19 protein-coding genes are annotated in these 20,892 nt (G+C 56.9%); 7 read left to right on the forward strand and 12 right to left on the reverse strand.

The genetic code is table 11. From position 1 onward, the window contains the following. The first annotated feature begins 6 nt into the window (after positions 1 to 6). On the forward strand, positions 7 to 774 hold the full coding sequence (gene truA / locus BM225_RS17820) for a tRNA pseudouridine(38-40) synthase TruA (protein WP_072705768.1): 768 nt from the start codon (positions 7 to 9) through the stop codon (positions 772 to 774). Positions 775 to 788: 14 nt separating this feature from the next. On the opposite strand, the gene BM225_RS17825 is transcribed toward truA, so the two are convergent. The 7 genes from BM225_RS17825 to BM225_RS17855 form a co-directional block, all read right to left on the reverse strand. After that, positions 789 to 1,868: a DUF1513 domain-containing protein gene (locus BM225_RS17825; protein ID WP_072705632.1), complete on the reverse strand. Its 1,080-nt coding sequence runs from the start codon at positions 1,866 to 1,868 to the stop codon at positions 789 to 791. A 1-nt stretch (position 1,869) separates the two neighbouring features. Then, the gene (locus tag BM225_RS17830; RefSeq protein WP_072705630.1) at positions 1,870 to 2,982 is read right to left on the reverse strand and encodes an imelysin family protein; all 1,113 of its coding nucleotides are present in this window, start codon (positions 2,980 to 2,982) and stop codon (positions 1,870 to 1,872) included. Positions 2,983 to 2,984: 2 nt separating this feature from the next. Continuing rightward, positions 2,985 to 4,460: a di-heme oxidoreductase family protein gene (locus BM225_RS17835; protein WP_245780537.1), complete on the reverse strand. Its 1,476-nt coding sequence runs from the start codon at positions 4,458 to 4,460 to the stop codon at positions 2,985 to 2,987. 22 nt (positions 4,461 to 4,482) lie between these two features. After that, complete coding sequence (gene bfr / locus BM225_RS17840; RefSeq protein WP_092465121.1) at positions 4,483 to 4,971, reverse strand: bacterioferritin; 489 nt, start codon at positions 4,969 to 4,971, stop codon at positions 4,483 to 4,485. Between the two features lie 5 nt (positions 4,972 to 4,976). Further along, a complete protein-coding gene (locus tag BM225_RS17845; RefSeq protein WP_072705626.1) occupies positions 4,977 to 5,234 on the reverse strand; it encodes a (2Fe-2S)-binding protein in 258 nt (85 codons plus the stop codon). Positions 5,235 to 5,292: 58 nt separating this feature from the next. Continuing rightward, a complete protein-coding gene (locus BM225_RS17850; RefSeq protein ID WP_072705624.1) occupies positions 5,293 to 6,546 on the reverse strand; it encodes an imelysin family protein in 1,254 nt (417 codons plus the stop codon). A gap of 317 nt (positions 6,547 to 6,863) precedes the next feature. Continuing rightward, on the reverse strand, positions 6,864 to 7,046 hold the full coding sequence (locus BM225_RS17855) for a hypothetical protein (protein ID WP_092465122.1): 183 nt from the start codon (positions 7,044 to 7,046) through the stop codon (positions 6,864 to 6,866). A gap of 1,097 nt (positions 7,047 to 8,143) precedes the next feature. Here BM225_RS17855 and BM225_RS17860 point away from each other — a divergent pair. The 6 genes from BM225_RS17860 (at position 8,144) to BM225_RS17880 (ending at position 14,342) form a co-directional block, all read left to right on the forward strand. Next, positions 8,144 to 8,800: a thermonuclease family protein gene (locus BM225_RS17860; protein ID WP_092465123.1), complete on the forward strand. Its 657-nt coding sequence runs from the start codon at positions 8,144 to 8,146 to the stop codon at positions 8,798 to 8,800. An 86-nt stretch (positions 8,801 to 8,886) separates the two neighbouring features. Next, complete coding sequence (locus BM225_RS22415; protein ID WP_420809864.1) at positions 8,887 to 9,177, forward strand: excalibur calcium-binding domain-containing protein; 291 nt, start codon at positions 8,887 to 8,889, stop codon at positions 9,175 to 9,177. A 478-nt stretch (positions 9,178 to 9,655) separates the two neighbouring features. Beyond that, entirely contained in the window at positions 9,656 to 10,363 is a 708-nt protein-coding gene (locus tag BM225_RS17865; RefSeq protein WP_092465124.1) for a hypothetical protein, read from the forward strand. A gap of 318 nt (positions 10,364 to 10,681) precedes the next feature. Continuing rightward, complete coding sequence (locus BM225_RS17870) at positions 10,682 to 11,905, forward strand: ABC-three component system protein (RefSeq protein WP_092465125.1); 1,224 nt, start codon at positions 10,682 to 10,684, stop codon at positions 11,903 to 11,905. Further along, positions 11,902 to 12,390 carry a three component ABC system middle component gene (locus tag BM225_RS17875; RefSeq protein WP_092465126.1) on the forward strand — a complete coding sequence of 163 codons (489 nt, stop codon included), beginning with the start codon at positions 11,902 to 11,904 and terminating at the stop codon, positions 12,388 to 12,390. Before BM225_RS17870 ends, BM225_RS17875 begins: the two co-directional genes overlap by 4 nt. Then, on the forward strand, positions 12,387 to 14,342 hold the full coding sequence (locus BM225_RS17880; RefSeq protein ID WP_092465127.1) for a DUF3732 domain-containing protein: 1,956 nt from the start codon (positions 12,387 to 12,389) through the stop codon (positions 14,340 to 14,342). Before BM225_RS17875 ends, BM225_RS17880 begins: the two co-directional genes overlap by 4 nt. Positions 14,343 to 14,569: 227 nt before the next feature. Here the strand turns inward: BM225_RS17880 and BM225_RS17885 are convergent, their stop codons facing one another. From BM225_RS17885 to BM225_RS17905, 5 genes are all read right to left on the reverse strand, one after another. Beyond that, positions 14,570 to 15,706, reverse strand: coding sequence for a hypothetical protein (locus tag BM225_RS17885; protein WP_143095415.1), 1,137 nt, complete (start codon positions 15,704 to 15,706; stop codon positions 14,570 to 14,572). A 396-nt stretch (positions 15,707 to 16,102) separates the two neighbouring features. After that, on the reverse strand, positions 16,103 to 17,044 hold the full coding sequence (locus BM225_RS17890; protein WP_092465129.1) for a retron St85 family RNA-directed DNA polymerase: 942 nt from the start codon (positions 17,042 to 17,044) through the stop codon (positions 16,103 to 16,105). A gap of 1 nt (position 17,045) precedes the next feature. Continuing rightward, entirely contained in the window at positions 17,046 to 17,948 is a 903-nt protein-coding gene (locus BM225_RS17895; protein WP_092465130.1) for a retron St85 family effector protein, read from the reverse strand. A 618-nt stretch (positions 17,949 to 18,566) separates the two neighbouring features. Beyond that, positions 18,567 to 19,766 (reverse strand): IS91 family transposase, encoded by a 1,200-nt coding sequence (locus tag BM225_RS17900; protein WP_092465134.1) that lies wholly within the window; start codon positions 19,764 to 19,766, stop codon positions 18,567 to 18,569. A 12-nt stretch (positions 19,767 to 19,778) separates the two neighbouring features. Further along, positions 19,779 to 20,666, reverse strand: coding sequence for a tyrosine-type recombinase/integrase (locus BM225_RS17905; RefSeq protein WP_092465131.1), 888 nt, complete (start codon positions 20,664 to 20,666; stop codon positions 19,779 to 19,781). Positions 20,667 to 20,892: the final 226 nt, after the last annotated feature.

Raw genomic sequence — 20,892 nt, forward strand, 5'->3', positions numbered from 1 at the left:
GCGCCCATGCCCAGATACGCTTTGCTTGTGGAATATGACGGGGCCCCCTTTGCCGGATGGCAAAGGCAGGCTGACCAGCCCTCGGTCCAAGGGGCGATCGAAGCCGCGCTCGCGCGTCTGGAAAAGCGTGACCACACCATCGCCGCCGCAGGCCGCACCGATGCAGGGGTTCACGCCTATGGTCAAGTCGCCCATTGTGACATGGACAAGGATTGGGACCCGTTCCGCCTGTCCGAGGCATTGAACTTCCACCTCAAGCCCCTGCCCGTGTCGATCCGCGATTGTCGCCGTGTGGCCGACGACTGGCACGCCCGCTTTTCCGCGACAGAGCGGCAGTACATCTTTCGCCTGCTGAACCGCCGTGCCCCAGCGACGCATCTGCGCGGTTTCGTTTGGCAAGTGACCCAGCCGCTGGACCTGCACCCCATGCAAGAGGCCGCACAGCACCTGCTGGGTCTGCATGACTTTACCACGTTCCGCGCGTCGATTTGCCAAGCCGCCTCACCAGTGAAAACGCTGGACAAGCTGGACATCGAACAGATCGAAACCGAGAGCGGCATCGAGTTCCGGTTCCATTTGGCCGCCCGCAGTTTTTTACATAACCAAGTGCGCAGCTTTGTCGGCACGCTCGAGCGCGTCGGCGCGGGCTCTTGGGACCCCATTGACGTGAAAACCGCGCTGGAGGCGTGTGACCGCGCCGCATGTGGTCCGGTCAGCCCGCCGCAGGGCCTGTATCTGTCCAAGGTCGGATATCCGGACGATCCATTCGTCTGAGGCGAGGTCAGCAATCAAACGCGTCTAATCGACACCAGATGGTTGTCCCAGCTGTAGCCCCCGGCGACATCCAGCATTTTGCCGCCCGACGCGCCCCCTTCGAGCAAACCACCCGCGAGCGTAATCGCGAACCGGTCGCCGAATTGCGCGACGCCGCTGGCTTCGGGCAAGGCGCGGCCATTGATCGGAGCACCCGTCGCGCCGTCAAAGAACAGCACGTGACCGCCCTTGGGGCCGGTCACCGCGATCTCTGCACCGTCGGATGAAATCGCGATACTGCCCGCGTATTGCTTGAGCCGTACAGTTTCGGGATGATCAAAGAAGGCCAAAGCCTCGCCGCGGCGATGGCTGGCCATCAGGGGCACGGCGGTCAGAGGATTGCCTTGCCATTGCAGGGCGATCACCACGCGGCCCGTGTCGTCCGCCGCAATGTGACGGATCGAGTTCAAGCGCATGTCGGCGGGCGGTTCGACCTGATCCACGATCAGTCCCTGCGCATCCAGATAGGTCAAATTCGGCTTCATGGACGGAATATTCAGGACCGCACGATCGTAGTCAGGATGGGTCTGCATCCCCCCATTCGCCACGGCAAAGCTGCCATCGGCCAAGCGGATCATCTCGTGCGGACCAATCCCGCCCGACGGCAGTTCGCCAATCCGATTATAGCCATCTTCGGCGTCCCATATACCAAGACGGCCATCGGGCACGTCATAGGCATTTTCGGTGGTCAGCAGCAGCTTACCATCCGCCGTGAACGCGCCATGCCCGTAGAAGTGCCGCCCCTCTGGGCTATCAAGGCGCGCGATTTCTTTCCCTGTGGCACAGTCCAAAACCACAGCGAACCGGCCTGGACGGCGGGCAAAAGCCACCGCCTCGGCACGGAAAGGATGGGCCGCTGCCGCATGCCCGCGCGACGGGATCGGCAGTTCAAAGACCACGTCGCCCTGTTCGGTCAGACCTACGAGCCAAGTGGAGTTGCCCTCTTTGGACGCCGCAGTCAGGTAAGCCGGCGCGCCCGCCATGGCCCAAGAGGGCCGTGCCATCGACAGGGCAGCGCCAGCGGCGCCAGAGATCAGAAAATGGCGGCGTTTCATCTCAGTCCCCATCCGCTGCGCTGAAGCCGGTCTCTACTCCTAGGTTCGGTCCAATCTCTTGGTCCATTTCCCCCTGCAAGTATTGCACTTTGCTTTGAAGCCCCTCGACACGGATATAGGACATTGGGTCGGCGACTGCCTCTGACACGGGCATACCAATGCTATCGACGCGCCCTTCGGTTTGCTCGAATACGGTGTAGATCCAAGAACGATTGTTCTCGGCGATGTCACCGGCAAACCCAAAGCGCACGACTTCTTCGATGCCCTTGAGCTGCGCGACGATGATGTCGTTGGTCAGGCCCGAGCGCCATGCCTCGGCGTGTTTTGGATTGGGGCGCTCGTACGTGCCTAAGGGTCGCCCGAGCCGTGTGTCCGCAATGCGGGTCAGCCCGAAATCAAGCGCGGTGTAAACGACTTTGGTGAACTCTGACGCATCAAGGTAGACTGGGTTGTCCGGTCCCGCAGCCCGCGCCAGATCAGCCCAGCCGCCCTCGGCGAACCAACCATCGTGCAGATCAACCGCGATCCGGTGCAGGTTGCCCGAAATTCCGATCACCGCAGGACACGGCTCAACTCCATCGGAGTAGGTCAGCATTTCAATCGCGGGCAGGCCTTGGGCCCCCACAGACAAGCCCGCGACAACCGCCGGATCGGCTTGCTCGTCGGCCGTCTTATTCAAGAGATCACGCAGGGCGCGGCCTACGAAATTCTTTTTGTCCGGCCAGAAATTCACGGTCAGCGCCGCGCCTTGGCTTTCGATTGGGCCAAACTGGTAGCTGTCTAGCGGCGCCCAAGCCATCCAAGTGTCGCGGAACTGCGCCTTGAAGGCCGCCTCGTCCGATGTGCCCTCGCAATAAGCCAGCGCCGCGTCGGTCAATGCCTGTGTTTCGCTGACAAAGGACCCGAACTGGCGGTCAAACACCTCAAGCACGCGGCGGCGGATCGCTTCATGATCGACGACCCCTCGGCCCGGAGCGAAATAGGGCAGGCCCGTTTCCTCGGAATGGGTTTCCAGCGCGACGCCCGGCGCTTCTTTGTTCGCGATCGACTGTGCGGAGGTGGTCCCTGCAACGGCACAAAGGACCAAGGCGGACAGGATGGGTTTGACGGTCATTGTCACAAGGACTCCAGAAATTTGATCAGGGCGCCGCGATCTGCGGCTGTCATGAGGCGCACCGTTTCACGAGCAGCTTCAGCTTCGCCCCCATGCCACAGAATTGCTTCAAGCAGATTACGGGCGCGCCCATCATGCAGAAAATACGTATGCCCGCTGACGGTTTGGGTCATACCAATTCCCCAGAGCGGCGGCGTCCGCCATTCTTGGCCATTGGCCTGCCACTCTGGCCGGTTGTCGGCAAGGCCCGGCCCCATGTCATGCAGTAACATATCGGTGTAGGGCCAGATCAACTGGAAGCTCTGTTCCGCCTGGTCGTTCAGCCGATCTGTCACAAATTTCGGCGTGTGACAGCTGGTGCAACCTGCATCGTAGAACAGCTCCTTGCCGCGCAGGACCTCGGGATCGTCCAGATTGCGGCGGGCAGGCACGGCCAGATTGCGGCTGTAAAAGGTCACCAGATTTAGCACCTGATCCGAAACTTCGAGGTTCTGCTGCTCGGGCGTATTGCCATCGGGCGCGGCACGGCACGCGGTTTGCGAGGCAGTGCATTCGCCATAGCCTTCGGGGAACATTGAGGTCGAGAGGCCGATATCCGCGTGAAAGGCCATGGCGCTTTGTTCGCGAATGGTGGCCGAACCCGCTTTCAACCCGAACCGGCCCAGCATTTCGCGGTCGAACTCGTGGTTCCAGACCATGTTCGGGCGGCCGGAAATCCCATCGCCATCCGCATCATCAGGGTCCGCATGGGCAAGGATATCGGCTGCGGGTATCGCCTCGAGCAAACCAAGGCCAATCATCTGCGGGGCGATGCGGGGGCTGAGTTGCACGTCGGGATGCAAGGCGCCCGATTGCAGATCGACCACGTCGTACTCGGGTGCGCGCAGGGTAACGACAGAGCCATCGCCCAAGGTCACGGGCACCTCTGAATAGGTGATCTGCATCTGTCCCTCGGGCGCAATGCCGGGGATGGATTTGTCCTGTAGTTGCAGACCATAGGTCGGCTCTGGCGCGGCACCCAGATAGGCGAGCGTTTCTTCGGTCAGATCGCTCTGTTCGGCGGGGATCGACAGGCGCAGAAACATCGAGACGCCCTCGTCCCCTGCCCCCTCGGGCGGATGTCCGCGACCGTCCTTGATGTGGCAGCGCTGGCACGCCCGCGCATTATAGAGCGGCCCAAGCCCGTCGCTGGACACCGTCGATGACGGCGCCGTCACCCAAAGCTTCTTGAAGAACCCGTTGCCGACCTTGAAATCCATTTCGCGCTCGAACGGCATATTGGCAGAGGCAAAGGAGAACGCATCACGGGTGCGGATGTCGAACTTGGTCGCGGCCCCAGAGGGATGTGTTTCGAATTGTTCAGGCTTGGTGAAGTCGGTTGTGGGCGCGGTCGCAGCCGCGATGCGCGCCGCCTCAGCGGCGGTGCGCGGCACGACGTTCAGATGGGGCTCGGCCCAAGTGGCGCTGGCAAAGGTCACCCCTGCCAGCAGCCAGAGCGCCTTAGCTTTCGGCTTGGTCCGCAGAGTCCGCGTTGAGCATTTCGTAGCGCTCGCCGCCGATGCGGTTGTAGAGATCAAGCTGGGTCTCAAGGAAATCAATATGGCCTTCCTCGTCGGCGATCAGCTCTTCGAAGAGGTTCTTCGAGACATAGTCGCCAACACTGTCACAGTGGTCGCGCGCCTCTTTGTAGAGGGTGCGTGCGTCATGCTCTCCGGCGAGGTCACATTCAAGGGTTTCCTTGGCATTCTGCCCGATCCGCAGGGGATCCAGCTTCTGCAGGTTCGGATGACCCTCGAGGAAGATGATGCGATCGATCAGCTTGTCCGCGTGGTTCATTTCCTCAATGCTTTCTGCGCGGGATTTGGCTGCCAGTTTGCCCAGTCCCCAATCCTTTTGCAGGCGGTAGTGTACCCAGTACTGGTTAATCGCAGTCAATTCGCTGCGCAGAGGTGCGTTCAGGTACTCGATGACCTTTGCGTCGCCTTTCATGGAAATTACCCTCCGTGTCCTGTGGTTGTTCGTTTAACTTGAGGCACGGCGACAGGGACGTCCAGTCGCGGAACAGGGTATCTTTCGTTCTTGCGCATGGTGGACAGAAACAAGGGCATACATCCCCCGCAGTCCGCCTGCTTGCCCAAGGCACGGTAAATCCGGCCGGGCGTAATCACGATGCTCGGGTCCGAGGCCCGCATCCAGTCAACCGCCGCGTTAATGTCGTGGTCGGTGATATTCTGACAGCTACACACAATCATTCTACGTCTCCGACACAAGAAAAGAGGGCGCCCCGAAAGGCGCCCCAGTCAGGTGTAATTACTGGAACACAGCCGCTTCATCGTCGAGGCTGTCCGATCCTTCGACCGAAACACCTTCGAGTCCAGCAACCGCGACGGCGCGCTCGATGTTGCGAGTCTGCGCGACCAGCGCATCAACTGCCGACATGATCAGCGCTTCGCCTGCTTCGTTGCCTGCGGCCAGCATCTGGTCGTAGCTTGTGCCCGCTTCGGCGGTCGATTTGATCGCACCCAGCTCCATCATGGTGTGGTTGATGTCTGCCATCAGGTTCGACGCCAGATCTGCGTCACGCTCTGCGACGTAATCGTTCAGCGAGGGGCCTTCGACGACCGAACCGTCCACGCGTACATAGCGGCCGGTATAGACGTTACGAATGCCCAGACCGTCGTAGTAGTGGCTGTTGTGGGTGTTGTCCGAGAAGCAGTCGTGCTCTTCTTCGGGATCGTGCAGCAGAACGCCAAGCTTCATGCGCTCGCCCGCCTGTTCGCCATAGGACAGCGAGCCCAGACCGGTGAAGGCCATGACCAGACCTTCGGTGCCGTCGGCGGTCACGTCTGCGCGGCCTTGGCCATCAGCGCTCCAGTTGGCGACAGCGTCTTCCAGATCGGTGATCAGCAGATCGGTCGCAGCCACCAGATACTGCGCACGGCGGTCACAGTTGCCGTTGGTGCAGTTCTCGGTGTCAAAGTCGGTCGCGGGACGGTTGCCTGCGCCATGCTCGGTTCCGTTCAGGTCCTGACCCCACAGCAGGAATTCAATTGCGTGATAGCCGGTGGCCACGTTCGCTTCGATGCCGTCAACTTCGTGCAGGGATTCCAGAACCGCTGGGGTGATAGTCGAAGCGTCGATGGTGGTGCCCGAAACCTCAAAGCTGGGGTTCGCGATCACATTGGCAAGGCTGAAGGGGTTTTCGTCGTTGCCGCCAAACATGGGGTCAACGTAGTCGATCAGGCCCTCGTCCAGCGGCCATGCGTTCACTTTGCCTTCCCACTCGTCGACGGTGGGGTTGCCGAAACGGAACGCTTCAGTCTGCTGGTAGGGGACACGCGCGGCCAGCCAAGCCACCTTGGCCGCAGCCAGTGTCTCTTCGCTGGGGTTTGCGACCAGCGCATCAACCGCAGTTTTCAGGTCTTTGGCCAGGGTCAGGCTGTCTTCGTAGCCTGCCAGAGCGATGTCGGCATAGTTGTTCAGAACGTCACCGGCCTCGACGGCCATGGCACCTGTGGCTGCAAAAGTCATCGCCGAAGCAAGAAGAGTGGCGCGAAGTGTCATGTCGAATCCCTTTAAAAGTCCTAATCGCGTTTCGTTAGAGGGGTGATTATCCGATTAAAGAAGTCAGGTAAAGAGTGTCTGACTTATTTACTCGGAAAAACAAAATAGGGAGTGAGAGACCACCCATTAAATGACCATTTTGAAGGAAACATGACCTTTCGACCCACTAAGGATGACCATTCAGACGGATATGAGGGAAAGCCATCGCAGTTCAGCAGTACGTTGAAACTTTATTGTTCTGTGGCGTTTGATGGGGCCAAGGGATGAGCGGCCGCTGCCGATCAACCGAGATGTGACATTTTCATCCTCCGATTCGATCAGTCGTTCTCTGCGCCCTTGCGGCTGATATTATGACAGAAAGGGCTAAAGAGCCCGACAATGGCCAGGTCCAGCATGAAGGCATAAGGGCGGGTCGCTGAGAGGCTGCGGCGGATCTCGACCTGCCCCTCGATTGCCGTGAGCGCCACTTCCCGGCGCCCAAGGACGGAGAGGTGATTCAAGAAGATATCCGCGCAGAGCCTTGGTCGGGCAGAAAGGCGTCCAGGCGGGTCGCGGAGACATGGTATGATTGCGGCGGCGGCTGCTCTCCAGCGGCAAACGAGGTTCGGTATGTTGTCCTTGCCTAATCCTATCGATCTGGTTGAAGCGCGTCGTCTCCAGGCTCAGCCTGGCTGCAACCTGCCTTTTGCCCGCACAGTTCGCTGGGCTACCGCACGCCAGCAATCAAAAGCATCGTGCCCGTCAACCGAAAGCCTACGGTGCAATAACCCACTCAAGTGGGGCAGATCACGCTGCTCAGGGCGCTGAAGAGAACGGACTATTGGGAAGATGTCTCGACTTCTCCCTGAAGTTCTCTTCTTCCAACCTGGCAATGAAGGCGGCTTCTTCGTCTGTCAGGTGCGCCTTGTTTAAATGTCGCCAATGACGCCGATAGATGCTCCAAGCCTGTTCTTCTGTGAGCTCCATATCAGTCTGACGGTGCCAACAAAGGTAGCGAAGCTGGGGATAGTCAAAAAGGCGAACCGTTTTCATGTATGTCCCAAATCAGATGAACGTAGACAGCGACGAAGCCAGCAGGACCCGACGTCGTCAAAGACTACGCCTTCCCTCAATGTTCGTCAAAAGGCCTCCGCGCCGGCGATAGAGCCATGGACTGTGTATAGAGTCATAATCGCAGCCGCATGTCATACCGCATCAATACTTGAAGACCGGCTTTCCGAAAGCCTTCGGCAGAGGATAAAGCAAGTTTTCGCATGAAACTCGACTGCTCTTTGATCTGCACAAACAGAAACCAGTTTTCGCTGCCCAAACCTGGTTGCGTTTCACATCTCTGCGGCTCGGGGCGCTACGCTGCCAGGTCAAATCGCCCCAGCTGTTTTCATTCACCACGCGACCAGAATGGAAAGACAGTCCAATGTACTAACCCTAAGGCGCCCCCCGCTGCGTAAATTCAGGCGCCTTCTTCAAAAACATGTCTCAATTCGTCGAAGCAAATTACGTGACCCGCATGCCCGCCTTTGCGCAAACTCACGTCGACGCCTTGCGAGCGGAGCGTTTATGAATTGTTAACTTTCCTTCTTAGGCCCAACAAAATCGAATGAAGAAAATCATCCTGAGCTTGGCGCTGCTCGCCTCTGTATTGGCCTGTCCCGCTGGAGTATCAGCGGCAATTCGGGTGATTGATGGTGATACCCTCTCCGATGGCGAGATCACCTACCGCCTCAACGGGATCGACGCTCCAGAAAGCGGACAAACCTGCTTGAACTCATCAGGGCAATCCTGGCGATGCGGTGAGGCTGCGACAGCGTTCCTTGTCGACCTGCTCACCAACACTGACTTGAAGTGCCAAGCGATGGAGCAAGACCGCTACGGCCGAACAATCGCGACGTGCTTTGCATCCGGCACTGACCTCGGGAAAAGCCTTGTCGAAGCTGGTCTTGCTTGGTCGTTCAGGCGCTACGATGATGTCTATGCTGCCGCTGAGGATGCTGCCAAAGCACGCCAAAAGGGCGTCTGGGCTGGCACCAATCAAGCCCCGTGGGCATACCGAGAAGAACGATGGACGGCGGCGCAACAAAGCGCTCCCGAAGGATGCCCCATCAAAGGGAACATTTCAAAGAACAGCAAGATTTACCACGCGCCTTGGTCTCCTTGGTATTCTCGTACGAAGGTCTCGCCAGCAAGAGGAGAACGTTGGTTTTGTGATGAAGCAGAAGCCATTGCAGCAGGCTGGCGCGCCCCGCATTGGCACTGAGCGAACACCTCAACGCCCCAATTGAGCCTTATTCCAAGGCAACTTTGTGATCCTAGATTACTATGATGCAAGAATTCTGAATGCAAATGAAACTACTGACACTATTGTTTTTAGCAGCGCTTTCCCCAGCGCCAGCTATCGCCGAAGAAGCCTCCCCGATCACGATCTTTGGCCCCCAGTCGCAGCGCCAAAGCCACCAAGAAAGCAAGGACAGAACATCCTATCGTCTTGCGCAAAGCTGGAGTTGTTCTCCACGGCGCTATTGCTCCAAGAGCATTTCCAGCTGCCGCGAAGCGCGCTGGTACTTCACAAATTGCAGTTGGGGCGGTGCCCTAGATGGCGACAACGACGGAGTGCCCTGCGAAAACCTGTGCTGATCCAGTTCAACAAAAGCTCGGGACGCTGGCTGAGAGGTTGTGCAGCCGGGTGGCACGCAAAGACGGCCCATGTTTGCCATGGAACTGACCGCTCAAAACCGCAGTGCAACTTCATCGAACCGGTCATTCGTCGATCGTGCAGCATCCGCGGGAGATCAAGGTCGGCAATGCGCAGTAAGTGCCTTTGCAAAGTCGGGGTGATCGAACGCGACTTCTGGCCCGACCGGCCCTGACCTGCCGTTGGAACACAGACGTGCTCGCTGCAGTGCGGCTCATCATACCGGACCTTCGCTGCGGGCGCATGAACTCTATCTGGCCCAAGGTGTCAGTGCGCCGGTCAAAAGCTGGTCGGCGGCCACCGGAATCAACAATCTATCTGAGTTGGATAGCCGCCATCGCCTCTTCGTAGCCCATACGTCTGAAAGCTGTTAATACGCTTCCAAGAGATCAATGGTGCCAAAGGAATAGGTCACCCCGATTGCAAGACCGTTATGCCGGAGATGTTGGAGACTTTGTAAAGCTGGGCTTACTGAGAGCTCTCTCACCGGGACGCCGGCTGGGTGTCGCGTGGTACCGGTACCCCGACGAAAGCCACAACGGAGATGGGCGGCACATCACCTATCTCGATCAACCGCAACGGTACGAGCGCCTGGACCCGGCCCTGTTCAGTCATCTTCGAAGCATTACGAAAAATGCGCGTTCGATCAATTCATTGTTGCCAGTGCTGGGCGGGGCAATCTCATCTGATGAGAGCGTAGACAGTAGTGTGATATCCCCCCGTGAACGCCGAAACTGGCGCGCTGCATGGTTCAAGCGTGTTTTAGAACGGCTATCCCCGTGCGACCTTGTATTCGCAGATCCGGATAATGGCATCATCGACGATGCCGATTGTCGAAGAGGGCGTGCGAAGTTCGGCAAACAGATGCCGCTCGCAGAGGTCCAGGAATTAGCCGAGGGGCGATGCGCGCTGATCTACCATCATAACACTCGGCGGCGAGGCGGTCATGATGCTGAAGTGGATCATTGGCTTGGCCAGATCGGAATGCCGGGCATGGCAGTCCGGGCGACCGCCTACAGCCCAAGGACATTCTTCGTGCTGAACCCCAGCGCGGAGATAGAGGCGCGGATCGAAGAGTTTTGCCAGGAATGGGCAGGTTTGAAGGTGCATCTGCACAAAGCGCGGTAGCATCGCTCCGACCCGTGCCTACGGCCCTAAAAGGACATTCACTTAGAGTCGCATCGCTGCAGCGCAGCTTCCCCAAGCCGCCACTCGATCATACCGCGTGCTTCATGACATCGTTCTCTGGATCTGCCGTTAGGCCACGGCGGTACGTAATTGAGGCAGTTACCACACCGAGTTACTGGATTTGACGACCTCTCTCGGCAAAGGTCCCATTGATTTTGTTTAACTATTCGTTAACGGTGGCGTCAGACAGGCGAAAGGTCAGCGCCGCTTGTTCGCCGTCAGGCTCAGCGTACCGCACATGTGCAGCAGGATTTTCTTATGGCCGATGCCCGCCCCGATAAATTTTCAGCCGGCGAGCAGGGCCTTGGATATATCTATCAGGCGCGTCTTGCCCTGCTTCACCTATTACAGTTGCCAGAGAACACGGCTGTTTGTCTCGAAAAGGACGACGACCTGGATTTCGTCGATAGCGATGGTGGCAAGTCCTTGGCTTCACTGAAGCATAAAGCCATTGGTGATAGGTTGACCGATCTGTCGACCGATTTCTGGAAGTCTGTCAACATATGGTTGACTCGGTATAAACGTGATGGTCGTGCCGCATCTAATTTGCGTTTCTTTCTGTTCACAACAGGCACGGTATCCCCGGACTCTTTCCTTGCGCGCTTGCTCCCCGAGCATTCGGTCGCCCAGGATGACGAAAAAACACTGGCAGAGCTTGCCAAAGAAGCGCTCACCAAGTCGACGTCAAAACTCATCAAGCCGATTGCCATAGAGTTCAACGATTTGAACGCTTTTGAGCAGCAAGATTTCTTAGAACGAGTTCTGATCCTTGATGGTAGCCCGCGCATTGCCGACATCCCGACGATCATAAGGGACAAGCACATGCGAAGCATCCGGCGCGAGCACCGCGAGTTCGTCTTTCAGAGATTGGAAGGCTGGTGGACCGACGCCGTAATCAAGCATCTTACCGGTGCAATGCCAGACGGAGTCTTCGGCTACGAAGTCTCCGACAAGCTCTCAAGCTTCGCCGAGGAATACAAGGCAGACAACCTTCCTATCACCTTCCGGGGAAAGCTGCCCGCCGACGAGATTGACACTGATACAGACCCACGCCTGTTCGTGGCGCAACTGCGCGAAATTGGCATCTCCTCCAATCGAATCAGGAGCGCGATACTGGACTATTACCGGGCGTTCGAACAGCGATCGGCTTGGGCGCGCGAGGATCTGCTCGTGATGGGAGAGGTCGAGGAGTATGAAGATCGGCTTACCGACGAATGGAGTCGCTATAGGGATGTCGCTTTCGAGAAGCTAAAAAATGACAGTGCGGAGGAAGCGTTGCGCGACGCAGGCATGTCCCTCTACAACTGGGCGGAGTTCGAGACTGCAAAGATCGAATCCCTACGAATTCGTGCGCGGGTGACGGAACCATTTGTTCTTCGCGGCAGCTTCCACATATTGGCGGATTCTACCCCTGAGCCCACGGTTTACTGGCACCCCAGATTCCTGGACCGTCTTGGCAAACTTCTGGAGGTGGCCTCGTGAAGCGATGGGATCAGCGCCCCTTTGAAATTCGGAACCTGTTCAATCCTGCGTTCTGCGGCTTGGTCTTGTTTCGTGCCTTGCACGGTTACGAAGAAATAGACGGTCGCGGGATGCCCTTTTCGTTGTCGTTGCTTGTTCTGCCCCTATGCTTGCATAAGACTTCGCGCGAGGTGATCGCCAATAACTCGCGCAGCTACTTGCTCAAGACCGTAGAGGGTAACCAGCAAATCGTTGTGGGCTTCGCTACCCGGGCCACACAAATGTTGCCGTACGCTTTAGAAGGTTTCGGTCTGCTTATGGACAAAGGCTGCATCATTGTCGGGGAGGAAGGTCGAATTCAATCCGTACCCAGGAAGGTTCGCAAGGCCGTAAACGGAACCGCCGAAACCGTAGCCTGTCAGAAGGTGGCGCGGATCGTCGGAAAGGAATTTGCACGCATCGCCGATCGGGCGACAGTTTATTCGACCTTTGGAATTCGCCCATGAAAATTAGTTCTATCCACATTTATAGCCATGACGGTCAGCGCCGTGATCTAACCTTCACGGTAGACGGACTCAATGTAATCACCGGTCGCTCCTCCACCGGAAAGTCTGCGCTCTCTGAGATTATCGAATACTGCATGGGACGTTCCTCGTTCAACGTTCCAGAAGGCATCATCCGGGACAAAGTGGCTTGGTTCGCGGTGATATATCAGTTCGAGAAAGAACAGGTACTTATCGCTAAGCCTTCTCCTCCTCGTGGTGGTGCCAGTTGCAGTACGGCGATGCTGCGAAGGGGAGAACAATTGCAAGTTCCCATGTTCAAGGATCTGGCGGTCAACACTGACGACGATAGCATTGTTGCGCTACTGTCGCGCTTACTTGGAATCCCCGAGAACCGCACAGAAGTCGCGCTTGAGCACAGCCGGGATAGCTACGACGCGAACGTCAAGCATACGTTCTACTACCTGTTCCAAAAGCAAGGTCTGGTCGCCAACAAGGATCAACTTTTCTATCGACAAAACGAGCAATTCCAACCTCAGGCCATCCGCGACACGTTGCCGATCTTACTTGGCGTCTCCTCTCATGATCGCTACGAACTGGAATCCAAGCTACGCTTAGCGCGGCGCGATCTGAGGATCAGTAATAAGAAGCTGGAGCAGGCGCGCGACGCCGTCGACACGTCGCATGAACAAGCTATCGGCCTCTACTCGGAAGCCAAGACGGTTGGGGTCATCGGCAACACTGACGAGAACCCGAAGGCAGACGGGATCATCGATGCATTGACGTTGGCGCTGTCATGGAAACCCACAAGATTGCCAGAAGACGACGGCAGCCGGATTTCGTTTCTGGAAGATGAACTTGCCCAACTTCGACAGGATCGCCGTGATACACAGGCCCGGATTGACGCGGCACGGCAGTTCGCCAAGCGGGCCGGCGGTTACGAAACCGAGGCCGCTGAACAGATAGACCGGCTGACCTCAATCAAGGCACTGCCGAAGAACTCAGACAGCGGCGAATGGCAATGGCCGTTCAGCGAGCAAAACTTGGCGCTGGAATCCCCGATAGCCGTTGTTCTGCTCCGTGAACTCGAGACGCTCGACAAAGAGTTGCGCATCGCAACCGGCCAGCGCCCGAAGCTCGAAGCCTACCTGGCTGACCTGACCGGCGTAGTTGATGGAATTGCGGGCGATATCAAGGAGAAGGAAGCGGAGCTATCTGCAGCAATATCGGCAAACGAAGTCATCGCTCAGATGGGCACCCGCAACAACGCGGCCGCGCGAGTGGTCGGTCGTATTAGCCTGTTCTTGGAGACGCTCCTGCCGAATGAGGATCTTATCAAACTGGAAGCGGAAAATCGCCTTCTCAACAATAAGGTTGAGCAGCTTGAGGAGCAGATTGGTGCCGACGAAAGTAACGAACGTCTGACCTCAATCCTAAACAATATTTCCTCACAGGTGTCGCGATACATCCAGAAGTTCGACGCCGAGTTCAGTCCTTACCCTGCGCGGTTCAATCTGCAGCAGTTGACAATTATCTTTGATCGTCCGGAGCGACCTGTCCCGATGAGCAGGACTGGCGGTGGCGAGAACCATCTGGCCTACCATCTGTCAGCACTGCTCGCCCTGCATCTATTCGCGGCACAGAACAACCGTCCAATTCCGCGCTTCCTGTTGATCGACCAGCCAACCCAAGTCTACTTCCCTTCCGAGCAGGTCTACAGGGATGCTGATGGTTCGGTGCAAAAGACGGAAGCCGACGCTGACCTTGATGCAGTGCGCCGACTGTTCGAGATCTTGCTGAAGTTCACCCAAGAAGACGTGCCGGGCTTCCAACTAATCGTTGTTGAGCATGCGAATCTTCGTGATCAATGGTTTCAAGACGCGCTTGTCGAAAATCCCTGGACTAAGCCCCCCGCATTGGTTCCGGAGGATTGGCCGCAAGAAAAGGAGAACTGAGGGGCTGAACGATCGCAAGGCTCTGAAGTGCATCCCACCTCATGAGCCTGAGAATGCTCTGGCATCGTGATCGAAGAGCAGTTCGGCGGGAACGCCTCACGGCACTGAGCTCAAACCGCTTTCTGCCCCCTTGCAGTGCAATTTACAGCTGCCGTCTGCCCGGAGGACTGCTCCTACGGCTTTTCATTTCAAACCAATGCTACACACCACGAAAGTACGAAATCGGATCATAATGCCAAAGCGAGCAATAGCCACTCTTTCACACTTCCGAGCAAAATCGCCAATTTACCCCAATAAGGTTGTGCAAGGATTGCAGCAGGAAGGGCTACCGCAGCTGCTGCCCCCAGGGTCGTCCCAAACGATTTGCAAAACGCGTCGACTGTCGCGTCAATTTTGCCAGCCACCCATCCGACCGCCTTCCTAAGGAACGATGCCTTTTGGGCCACAACCTCAACATTCGGTTCATTCGAAGCAAGTTCCGCTTCGATTGCGTCGAGGCTCTGAGTCGTTTCCTCAAGTTCGTCACCATTCAGTTCGAACTCTTGGGGCGGATGATTGTGTCCGATGCCGCCATGTGACGCGGGCTTTGGCAAGTCGTCTTTCAGGGCAGCCAGCTGCTCCAATAATGCTGCGCGCGCAGTTTTTTCTTCCTCAGCACCGAGGCCCGCGCTTTGGCCCTGCCTGGCAATCTCTCTAAGTTCCTCAAAAGAGTAATCTTCCTGAGCAAAATCTTCTGCGACCGCATCCTCATAGAAGTCGATGCTGTCAGGATGCCGATGTGAGGGCGCCCAATCGAAAAGGCCATCGCTTTGAATTTCCTCGACAGCCTCAAGAATGGCGTCTTCCGGCACCACGTCTTCAAAGTTTTCTCGAAGTTCCTCCTCTGCGGAATACGGCCCGCCTTTGATGTAGAGGTAGCCCCCCTCGCGCCCGTTATATGGAGTTTCGTTGGCAGGGTCTTCGTGAAAATAGTGAAACCAATTTACCAAATATTTAACTACCGTGGCTCTGGTTAGCGCCTTCGTCCATTCAGGATTGCTCTTAAATCGGTCTCGAAGGTTTGCCGGGTCCTCGTCGTCAAACTCGGGTTCATGCTCCAAGCCGTAGTCAAAATCTTGCACAACCCGATGGACGCCCACATTAGTTTCCTTGAAGTTCTCGGCTCCGGCGGGGTACTCCGAAATCGTCCAGCGCAAATCGCCCAATTCGTCATGTTCGATCAAGGCTTCATAGATCGTTTCCGGCCCCATGCCTCTATCGTCACCATCTACCGGCTCCCAATCCAATTCATCATCGTAAATTTTGAATTTTTCACCAGAGTCGCGATGTTCAATTATGGCTGTGCCCCGAGCGTAAATGATCACAATTAAGCCTCTGACTTCCAGCGAGTTTCTGAACTGCCCATACCACACGGCGGAAGATTGACTCTACCAGAATTTGCATCTTTGGGATTACCCCTGAAACCAAGTGATGACTTCGCAGTGCGGCCGTTCATCAACGATGCAGCGAAAGTCAGCTCCCCGCCGTCCCTGCAGATCGCCCGGGTTCCGCGGCCCAAGACTCGCGGAGTGTCCGCTTGCATGGTCCCGCAAGGTGGGGCTCGCACATGCGGCGAACTTCCGGAATCCGCCCAAATTGCCAATTTGAACCAGACATTCTGCACTTTTCTCAAATGACCTGGAGGGGCGGGAACCGGACATTCGCTGCGCACCCAGCAGATGTCTGGTATGTTCCAAAACAGACGAAAAATCGACTATTCGCTAAATGAGCCCAATCGGAAAATCAAAATCGGCGCTTCTGAGAAGCTGTATTTTCTCTTTCCCGTACTTCTCCATCAGCCTCGCTTCGAGCTGAGGTTCTATATCGATCGCAAAAGCGAACAGGCCTTTCAGATAGTAGAAGCGTTCCGGTTCAATTCCGCCTTTGATCCACTGGTGTATGAGCGCCTTAACCTCCCTCTTCCTCTCCCTGCCGATTGATAATGTGTGCTGGGGAGTAATGACGATTCCTGTGACCTTCCTGCTATACTTCTTCGAAAGGTATGCAGTTTTCTGGCGGTTAAGCCGCAACCGTAAATGAGGAATGTCGCGCTTACTTTTCAGAATCAACGCCTCCAACCCTTCAAGCTTCCCCGGCTCGAAAGAGGAGAGGAAAATATCATCGGCGTATCTCGTAAATACGAGACCTCGACTTTGGGATGCCTCATGCATTCGGCTATCAAACTCGAACATCATCGCGTTTGATATTGCTGGGGAACTCGGGGCTCCAATCGTGAGTCTGCCGTGCCGACACACAATATTCCCCACAAAGTCCAAATCACGTTGCGTGAGATCGATTCCAAGGTTCTTAGATTGCTCTGACACGTAGTGAAGAACACGGTCTTGCGAGAATGAAGGGAAGAAGTTCGAAAAGTCATATCTGTTCGTGAACTTTGATTGGCGATGCCGCTCCGCGTTCTCTCTAATCCCCGTGCCCTTCCGGTAGGCGGTTGCTGCCTCGTGCACGGGAAACCGGGCGAACAGAGCTTGCACTATCCAGCGTTGAATGGCTTTCAGTTCTCGGCTGGGGTGCTCAATTAATCTGTCGCCGCCGGTCCTCTTAGGGATTGTGTAGACCTTATATCTGCGACTTGCCGTTAACGACAAACTCAGGAGTTTGGATTCCGGCACGTTTGAAGTCTTGCTGAGTAATTCGATAAGCATGTCAGGCCCCCAGCAGTGAGCAAAATTCTGGGTCCGCTCCCAGATAGACCGCTGAAAGGTCAACCTTCAAGACGTCCCGTGCGGTCTTCGCGCCGTCTTTAATCTGCAGGATTAGGTTGTCTTCGTCGCTGACCTTAAGATGGCCGTAGTTTCCAATCTCCACGAGTCGCCCTGAACCCACGAGGATTGAAACAATCTGCTTTGTCTTCGACGGTCCAATGTGTCCGGAAAACAACCCGCGAAGGAAGAACTCAATGTCGTCGACTGTCGCAATACCCAACAACGCAACCATAGACTGGATGATTGCAAAGAGTTCAAAGCTGCCCATGTCTGAGAACGCCTTGATCTGCAGCGCCTGTCTGGTTGGGTGAAGCGGCGCTCGATCAATTAGTCTTTGTGAAATCAGCTTGAAATTCGGATTGTCATAGTCGAACTGAATGTTAGGCTGAAAGACAGACACATCGGCTATCTTCTTCGCGGGGCCGATTGATATAAAGCTGTCAGTGGTGAGATGTGCCGCGTTTATTGCGAGCAAAATCTTCTTGGCGATGTCTGGCCGTGCGGAAAAGTACCCTGTTTCGGCTAGTGAACCTGGCGCCTCTGGAAAAATGACAATTGAGTGGGACAGGTTCCCGATCAGCTCTTCGAAAGTGGTAATGTCGAAGGGTTCGCTATCTCCAAGCGTCCAATACTTGCGCATCGCAAATTCAGGCTCGAAGAATTCGTAACCGGGCAAAAGTGCCTCAAATTCATCCTGAAAGCGACGGCGCATGTGATCCGCTTCACTACCGCCGCAAACGAAGACGATGTTGCTCTGTCGTGGGACCGTGAAGCCTTGCGAAACCAAATTGTATAGAGTCCTGCGCAGCGATTTGTGATCTTCGCTGCGCAGGGGGTGGTCCATTCGAGTTCTCTTACTTAAGCGTCCGACTTTGATTGGTTTTGTCGGCGCCGAGGCGAAGACCGGGGCCGACAAAACCAATCAAAGTCGGCGCCCAATGTCGTTCAATCTAGTACAGCCTGGCTAATCACCCGGCGTAGAGCATTTTCGTAAAAACACCCAGCTAAGAGTGGCACAATACTACCAGTTCTCTTCGCAACTGCAAGATGTAGCTGGAAGATCGTATATTGACGTCACACACCTTTAACGGACACTGGGACTCACTGCGACAAACGTCCGCAATGGTGAAGGTTTTCTGATGCGGGTCGCGGCGTAAGGTTGGCGCCTTGGCGGGCGGACGACCCGCGTTGGAAAACCTCCCAAGGACGAAGCCGCGAGGGTCTTGGTGAGACTATGGGGAAAGAGCGCCGGCGGTTGATGCGACGGCGATTTCAGCGGGCCGTTTCACGTTTTTCACGGCGGTGGACACGCGGGCTTCCCAGTCCAGCCGCCAAGCGCTAACCGTCGGACTGTGTGCATGTGCGGTCTGGAACCGCGCTGGTACCTGATCGGCGCAGGTGGCTTGGGCCGGGCCTGCATGGAGCTGCCAGCATGGGTTTATGATCTTTGCGAGGCGTTCGGTCATGCGGCCTGCTCCCTTGGTGGTGCGCGCGACTTCGGTTTCTGCCCACGACAGAAGATCTCGATGATACGCATGGGTCCGCCGCAGCATGGGCAGGGTTCACGCAGCGTAAGAGGGGCAACCTCTGGCTCAAGATCGTGGTTATCCGCCTGTTCCACTGGCTGGACGCAGAGCAGCGCGCGGATTTTGGTGAGGTTCGCTTTGCGGACACCGCTGGCCAGCAGGCCGTAATGGCGGATGCGATGGAACCCATCGGGCAGGACATGGATCAGGAAGCGGCGGATGAACTCGGGTGTGGCAAGGCGCATGATCTTCTGGCGATCGCCATTTTTGATGCGATAATCCTTCCAACGGAAAGCTACAGTGTGGGCATCCGCGCTGACCAAGCGATGGTTCGAGATCGCTACCCTGTGGGTATAGCGGCTCAGATAGGCAAGCACGGCCTCTGGGCCGCCAAAGGGCGGTTTGGAATAGACCACCCATTCGGATTTACGGAATGGGGTGAGCCAGGCGGTAAAGGCATCCGGCCGGACCAACCGCTCCAGGTCGCCATAGAAAGCCAGCTCTCCGGCTTGGTGCAGCGCCATCAGGCCGTCCAGAAAGAGGCGGCGGAACAGGCGGGACAGCACGCGCACATGCAAGAAGAACCCGGGCTTGCTGGCGACCCACCTGGTGCCGTCCCTCGACAGACCGCCGCCGGGCACGATCATATGGATATGCGGATGGTGTGTCATGGCAGAGCCCCAAGTGTGCAAGACGCTGGTCAGCCCCACCTTCGCACCCATGCGTTTGGGGTCGGCGGCAGTGGTCATGACCGTTTCCGCCGACGCTTTGAACAGCAGCGCGTAGACCGCCCTCTTGTTCCAATAGGCGATTTGCGCGATCTCGGCGGGCAGCGTGAACACGACGTGGAAATATTCCACGGGAAGCAGGTCCTCGGCGCGGGCCTCAATCCAGTCTCGCGCCGTCGGCCCCTGACACTTCGGGCAATGGCGGTTCTTGCAACTGTTGTAGGCGATGTGATGGTGGCCGCACTTGGTGCAACCGGCCACATGCCCGCCGAGCGCGTCGGTCCGGCAGGCTTCTATCGCTGACATCACCTTGAGTTGCGAGAGGCTGACATGCCCGGCATTGGCCTGCCGCCACGCAGGACCATGGGCACGGAAGATGTCAGCGATCTCTAGCTTTGGCCGGGGCACCCCGACAGCCAATCACTCCAGACTTCGCTTCACAGTCTGGTCCTGCAGCTTGGCCAGCATCTCGTAGGGGCTGACCGTGTCGCGGATCGTTTTGGTGGCGACGTGGGTATATTGCGCCGTCGTGGTGAGCTTGGCGTGACCGAGCAGCACCTGGATCACCCGCACATCCGTGTTGGCCTCCAACAGATGTGTCGCGAAACTGTGCCTCAGCGTGTGCAGTGTTGCCGGTTTGCTGATGCCAGCCATGTGCTTGGCTGAGGTGAAAGCACGGTTCAACTGCCTCGGCGAAATCGGGTTGATCTTTGGCTTGCCCGGGAACAGCCAGCCTTCCGGGCGGGCCTCGCGCCACCAATCACGCAACAGATTCAGCAAGCCCGGGGACAGCATGACCTTGCGATCCTTACGCCCCTTGCCCTGCTCGACATGGATCAGCATCCGGTCGCTGTCGATATCACCGATCTTGAGATTACAGACTTCCGCTGCCCTGAGGCCGGCACCGTAAGAAATGCTGAGCGCCGCCCGATACTTCAGCCCTGGCCCGGGTGCCGCCATCAGGATGTCGGACACCTCCTCGACGCTGAGAACGATCGGCAACTTCCGCGGTTCGGTGCGGAATTGCATATAGCGCTTCATCTCCTCCCGCCCGCAGGTCATGCCGAAGAAGAACCTGAGCGCCACGATCCGCGCATTGAAAGTTGACGGCGTGACCCCTGCGTTGGTCATATGAAGCTGATAGGCGCGCAGTTCTTCCGGCGTTGCGGTATCAGGCGAATGGCCAAGGAATGCGGTGAAGTCTTTGATCGCTCGGATGTGGGCTTTCTGAGCTTTGTCGCCCATGCCACGGATACGCATGTCTTCGACCATCCGCTGACGCAGCGGGCTTACTCTCTCCTCTGTCATGGAAACCTCCTGTCTAATGATTGAGAAGGCCCCAATCGTCCGGCAGGTCATCAAAATCGCAAAATGCGCACTGATTTGGTCAGGTAACCACACCAACCAAAGGCGCCAATGCCGCGGAGCGGCTTAGTCCCAGGGCCGTGAACGACGAAAGGCATGATTTTCGATCCGCTGATGCTCTGCGACGCCGAGACTGTCTTTCTTTTAGCCCCTTTTGACCCGGATCCAA

The organism is Donghicola eburneus (assembly GCF_900115865.1).
GTDB classification, from domain to species: Bacteria; Pseudomonadota; Alphaproteobacteria; order Rhodobacterales; family Rhodobacteraceae; genus Donghicola; species Donghicola eburneus.

Coding starts and splice junctions, on each gene's coding strand:
- BM225_RS17870 (WP_092465125.1), top strand. CDS start 10,682: ATGGCCGATGCCCGCCCCGATAAATTTTCAGCCGGCGAGCAGGGCCTT.
- BM225_RS17825 (WP_072705632.1), bottom strand. CDS start 1,868: ATGAAACGCCGCCATTTTCTGATCTCTGGCGCCGCTGGCGCTGCCCTG.
- BM225_RS22415 (WP_420809864.1), top strand. CDS start 8,887: ATGAAACTACTGACACTATTGTTTTTAGCAGCGCTTTCCCCAGCGCCA.
- BM225_RS17905 (WP_092465131.1), bottom strand. CDS start 20,666: ATGACAGAGGAGAGAGTAAGCCCGCTGCGTCAGCGGATGGTCGAAGAC.
- BM225_RS17850 (WP_072705624.1), bottom strand. CDS start 6,546: ATGACACTTCGCGCCACTCTTCTTGCTTCGGCGATGACTTTTGCAGCC.
- bfr (WP_092465121.1), bottom strand. CDS start 4,971: ATGAAAGGCGACGCAAAGGTCATCGAGTACCTGAACGCACCTCTGCGC.
- BM225_RS17880 (WP_092465127.1), top strand. CDS start 12,387: ATGAAAATTAGTTCTATCCACATTTATAGCCATGACGGTCAGCGCCGT.
- BM225_RS17895 (WP_092465130.1), bottom strand. CDS start 17,948: ATGGACCACCCCCTGCGCAGCGAAGATCACAAATCGCTGCGCAGGACT.
- BM225_RS17860 (WP_092465123.1), top strand. CDS start 8,144: ATGAAGAAAATCATCCTGAGCTTGGCGCTGCTCGCCTCTGTATTGGCC.
- BM225_RS17830 (WP_072705630.1), bottom strand. CDS start 2,982: ATGACCGTCAAACCCATCCTGTCCGCCTTGGTCCTTTGTGCCGTTGCA.
- truA (WP_072705768.1), top strand. CDS start 7: ATGCCCAGATACGCTTTGCTTGTGGAATATGACGGGGCCCCCTTTGCC.
- BM225_RS17845 (WP_072705626.1), bottom strand. CDS start 5,234: ATGATTGTGTGTAGCTGTCAGAATATCACCGACCACGACATTAACGCG.
- BM225_RS17890 (WP_092465129.1), bottom strand. CDS start 17,044: ATGCTTATCGAATTACTCAGCAAGACTTCAAACGTGCCGGAATCCAAA.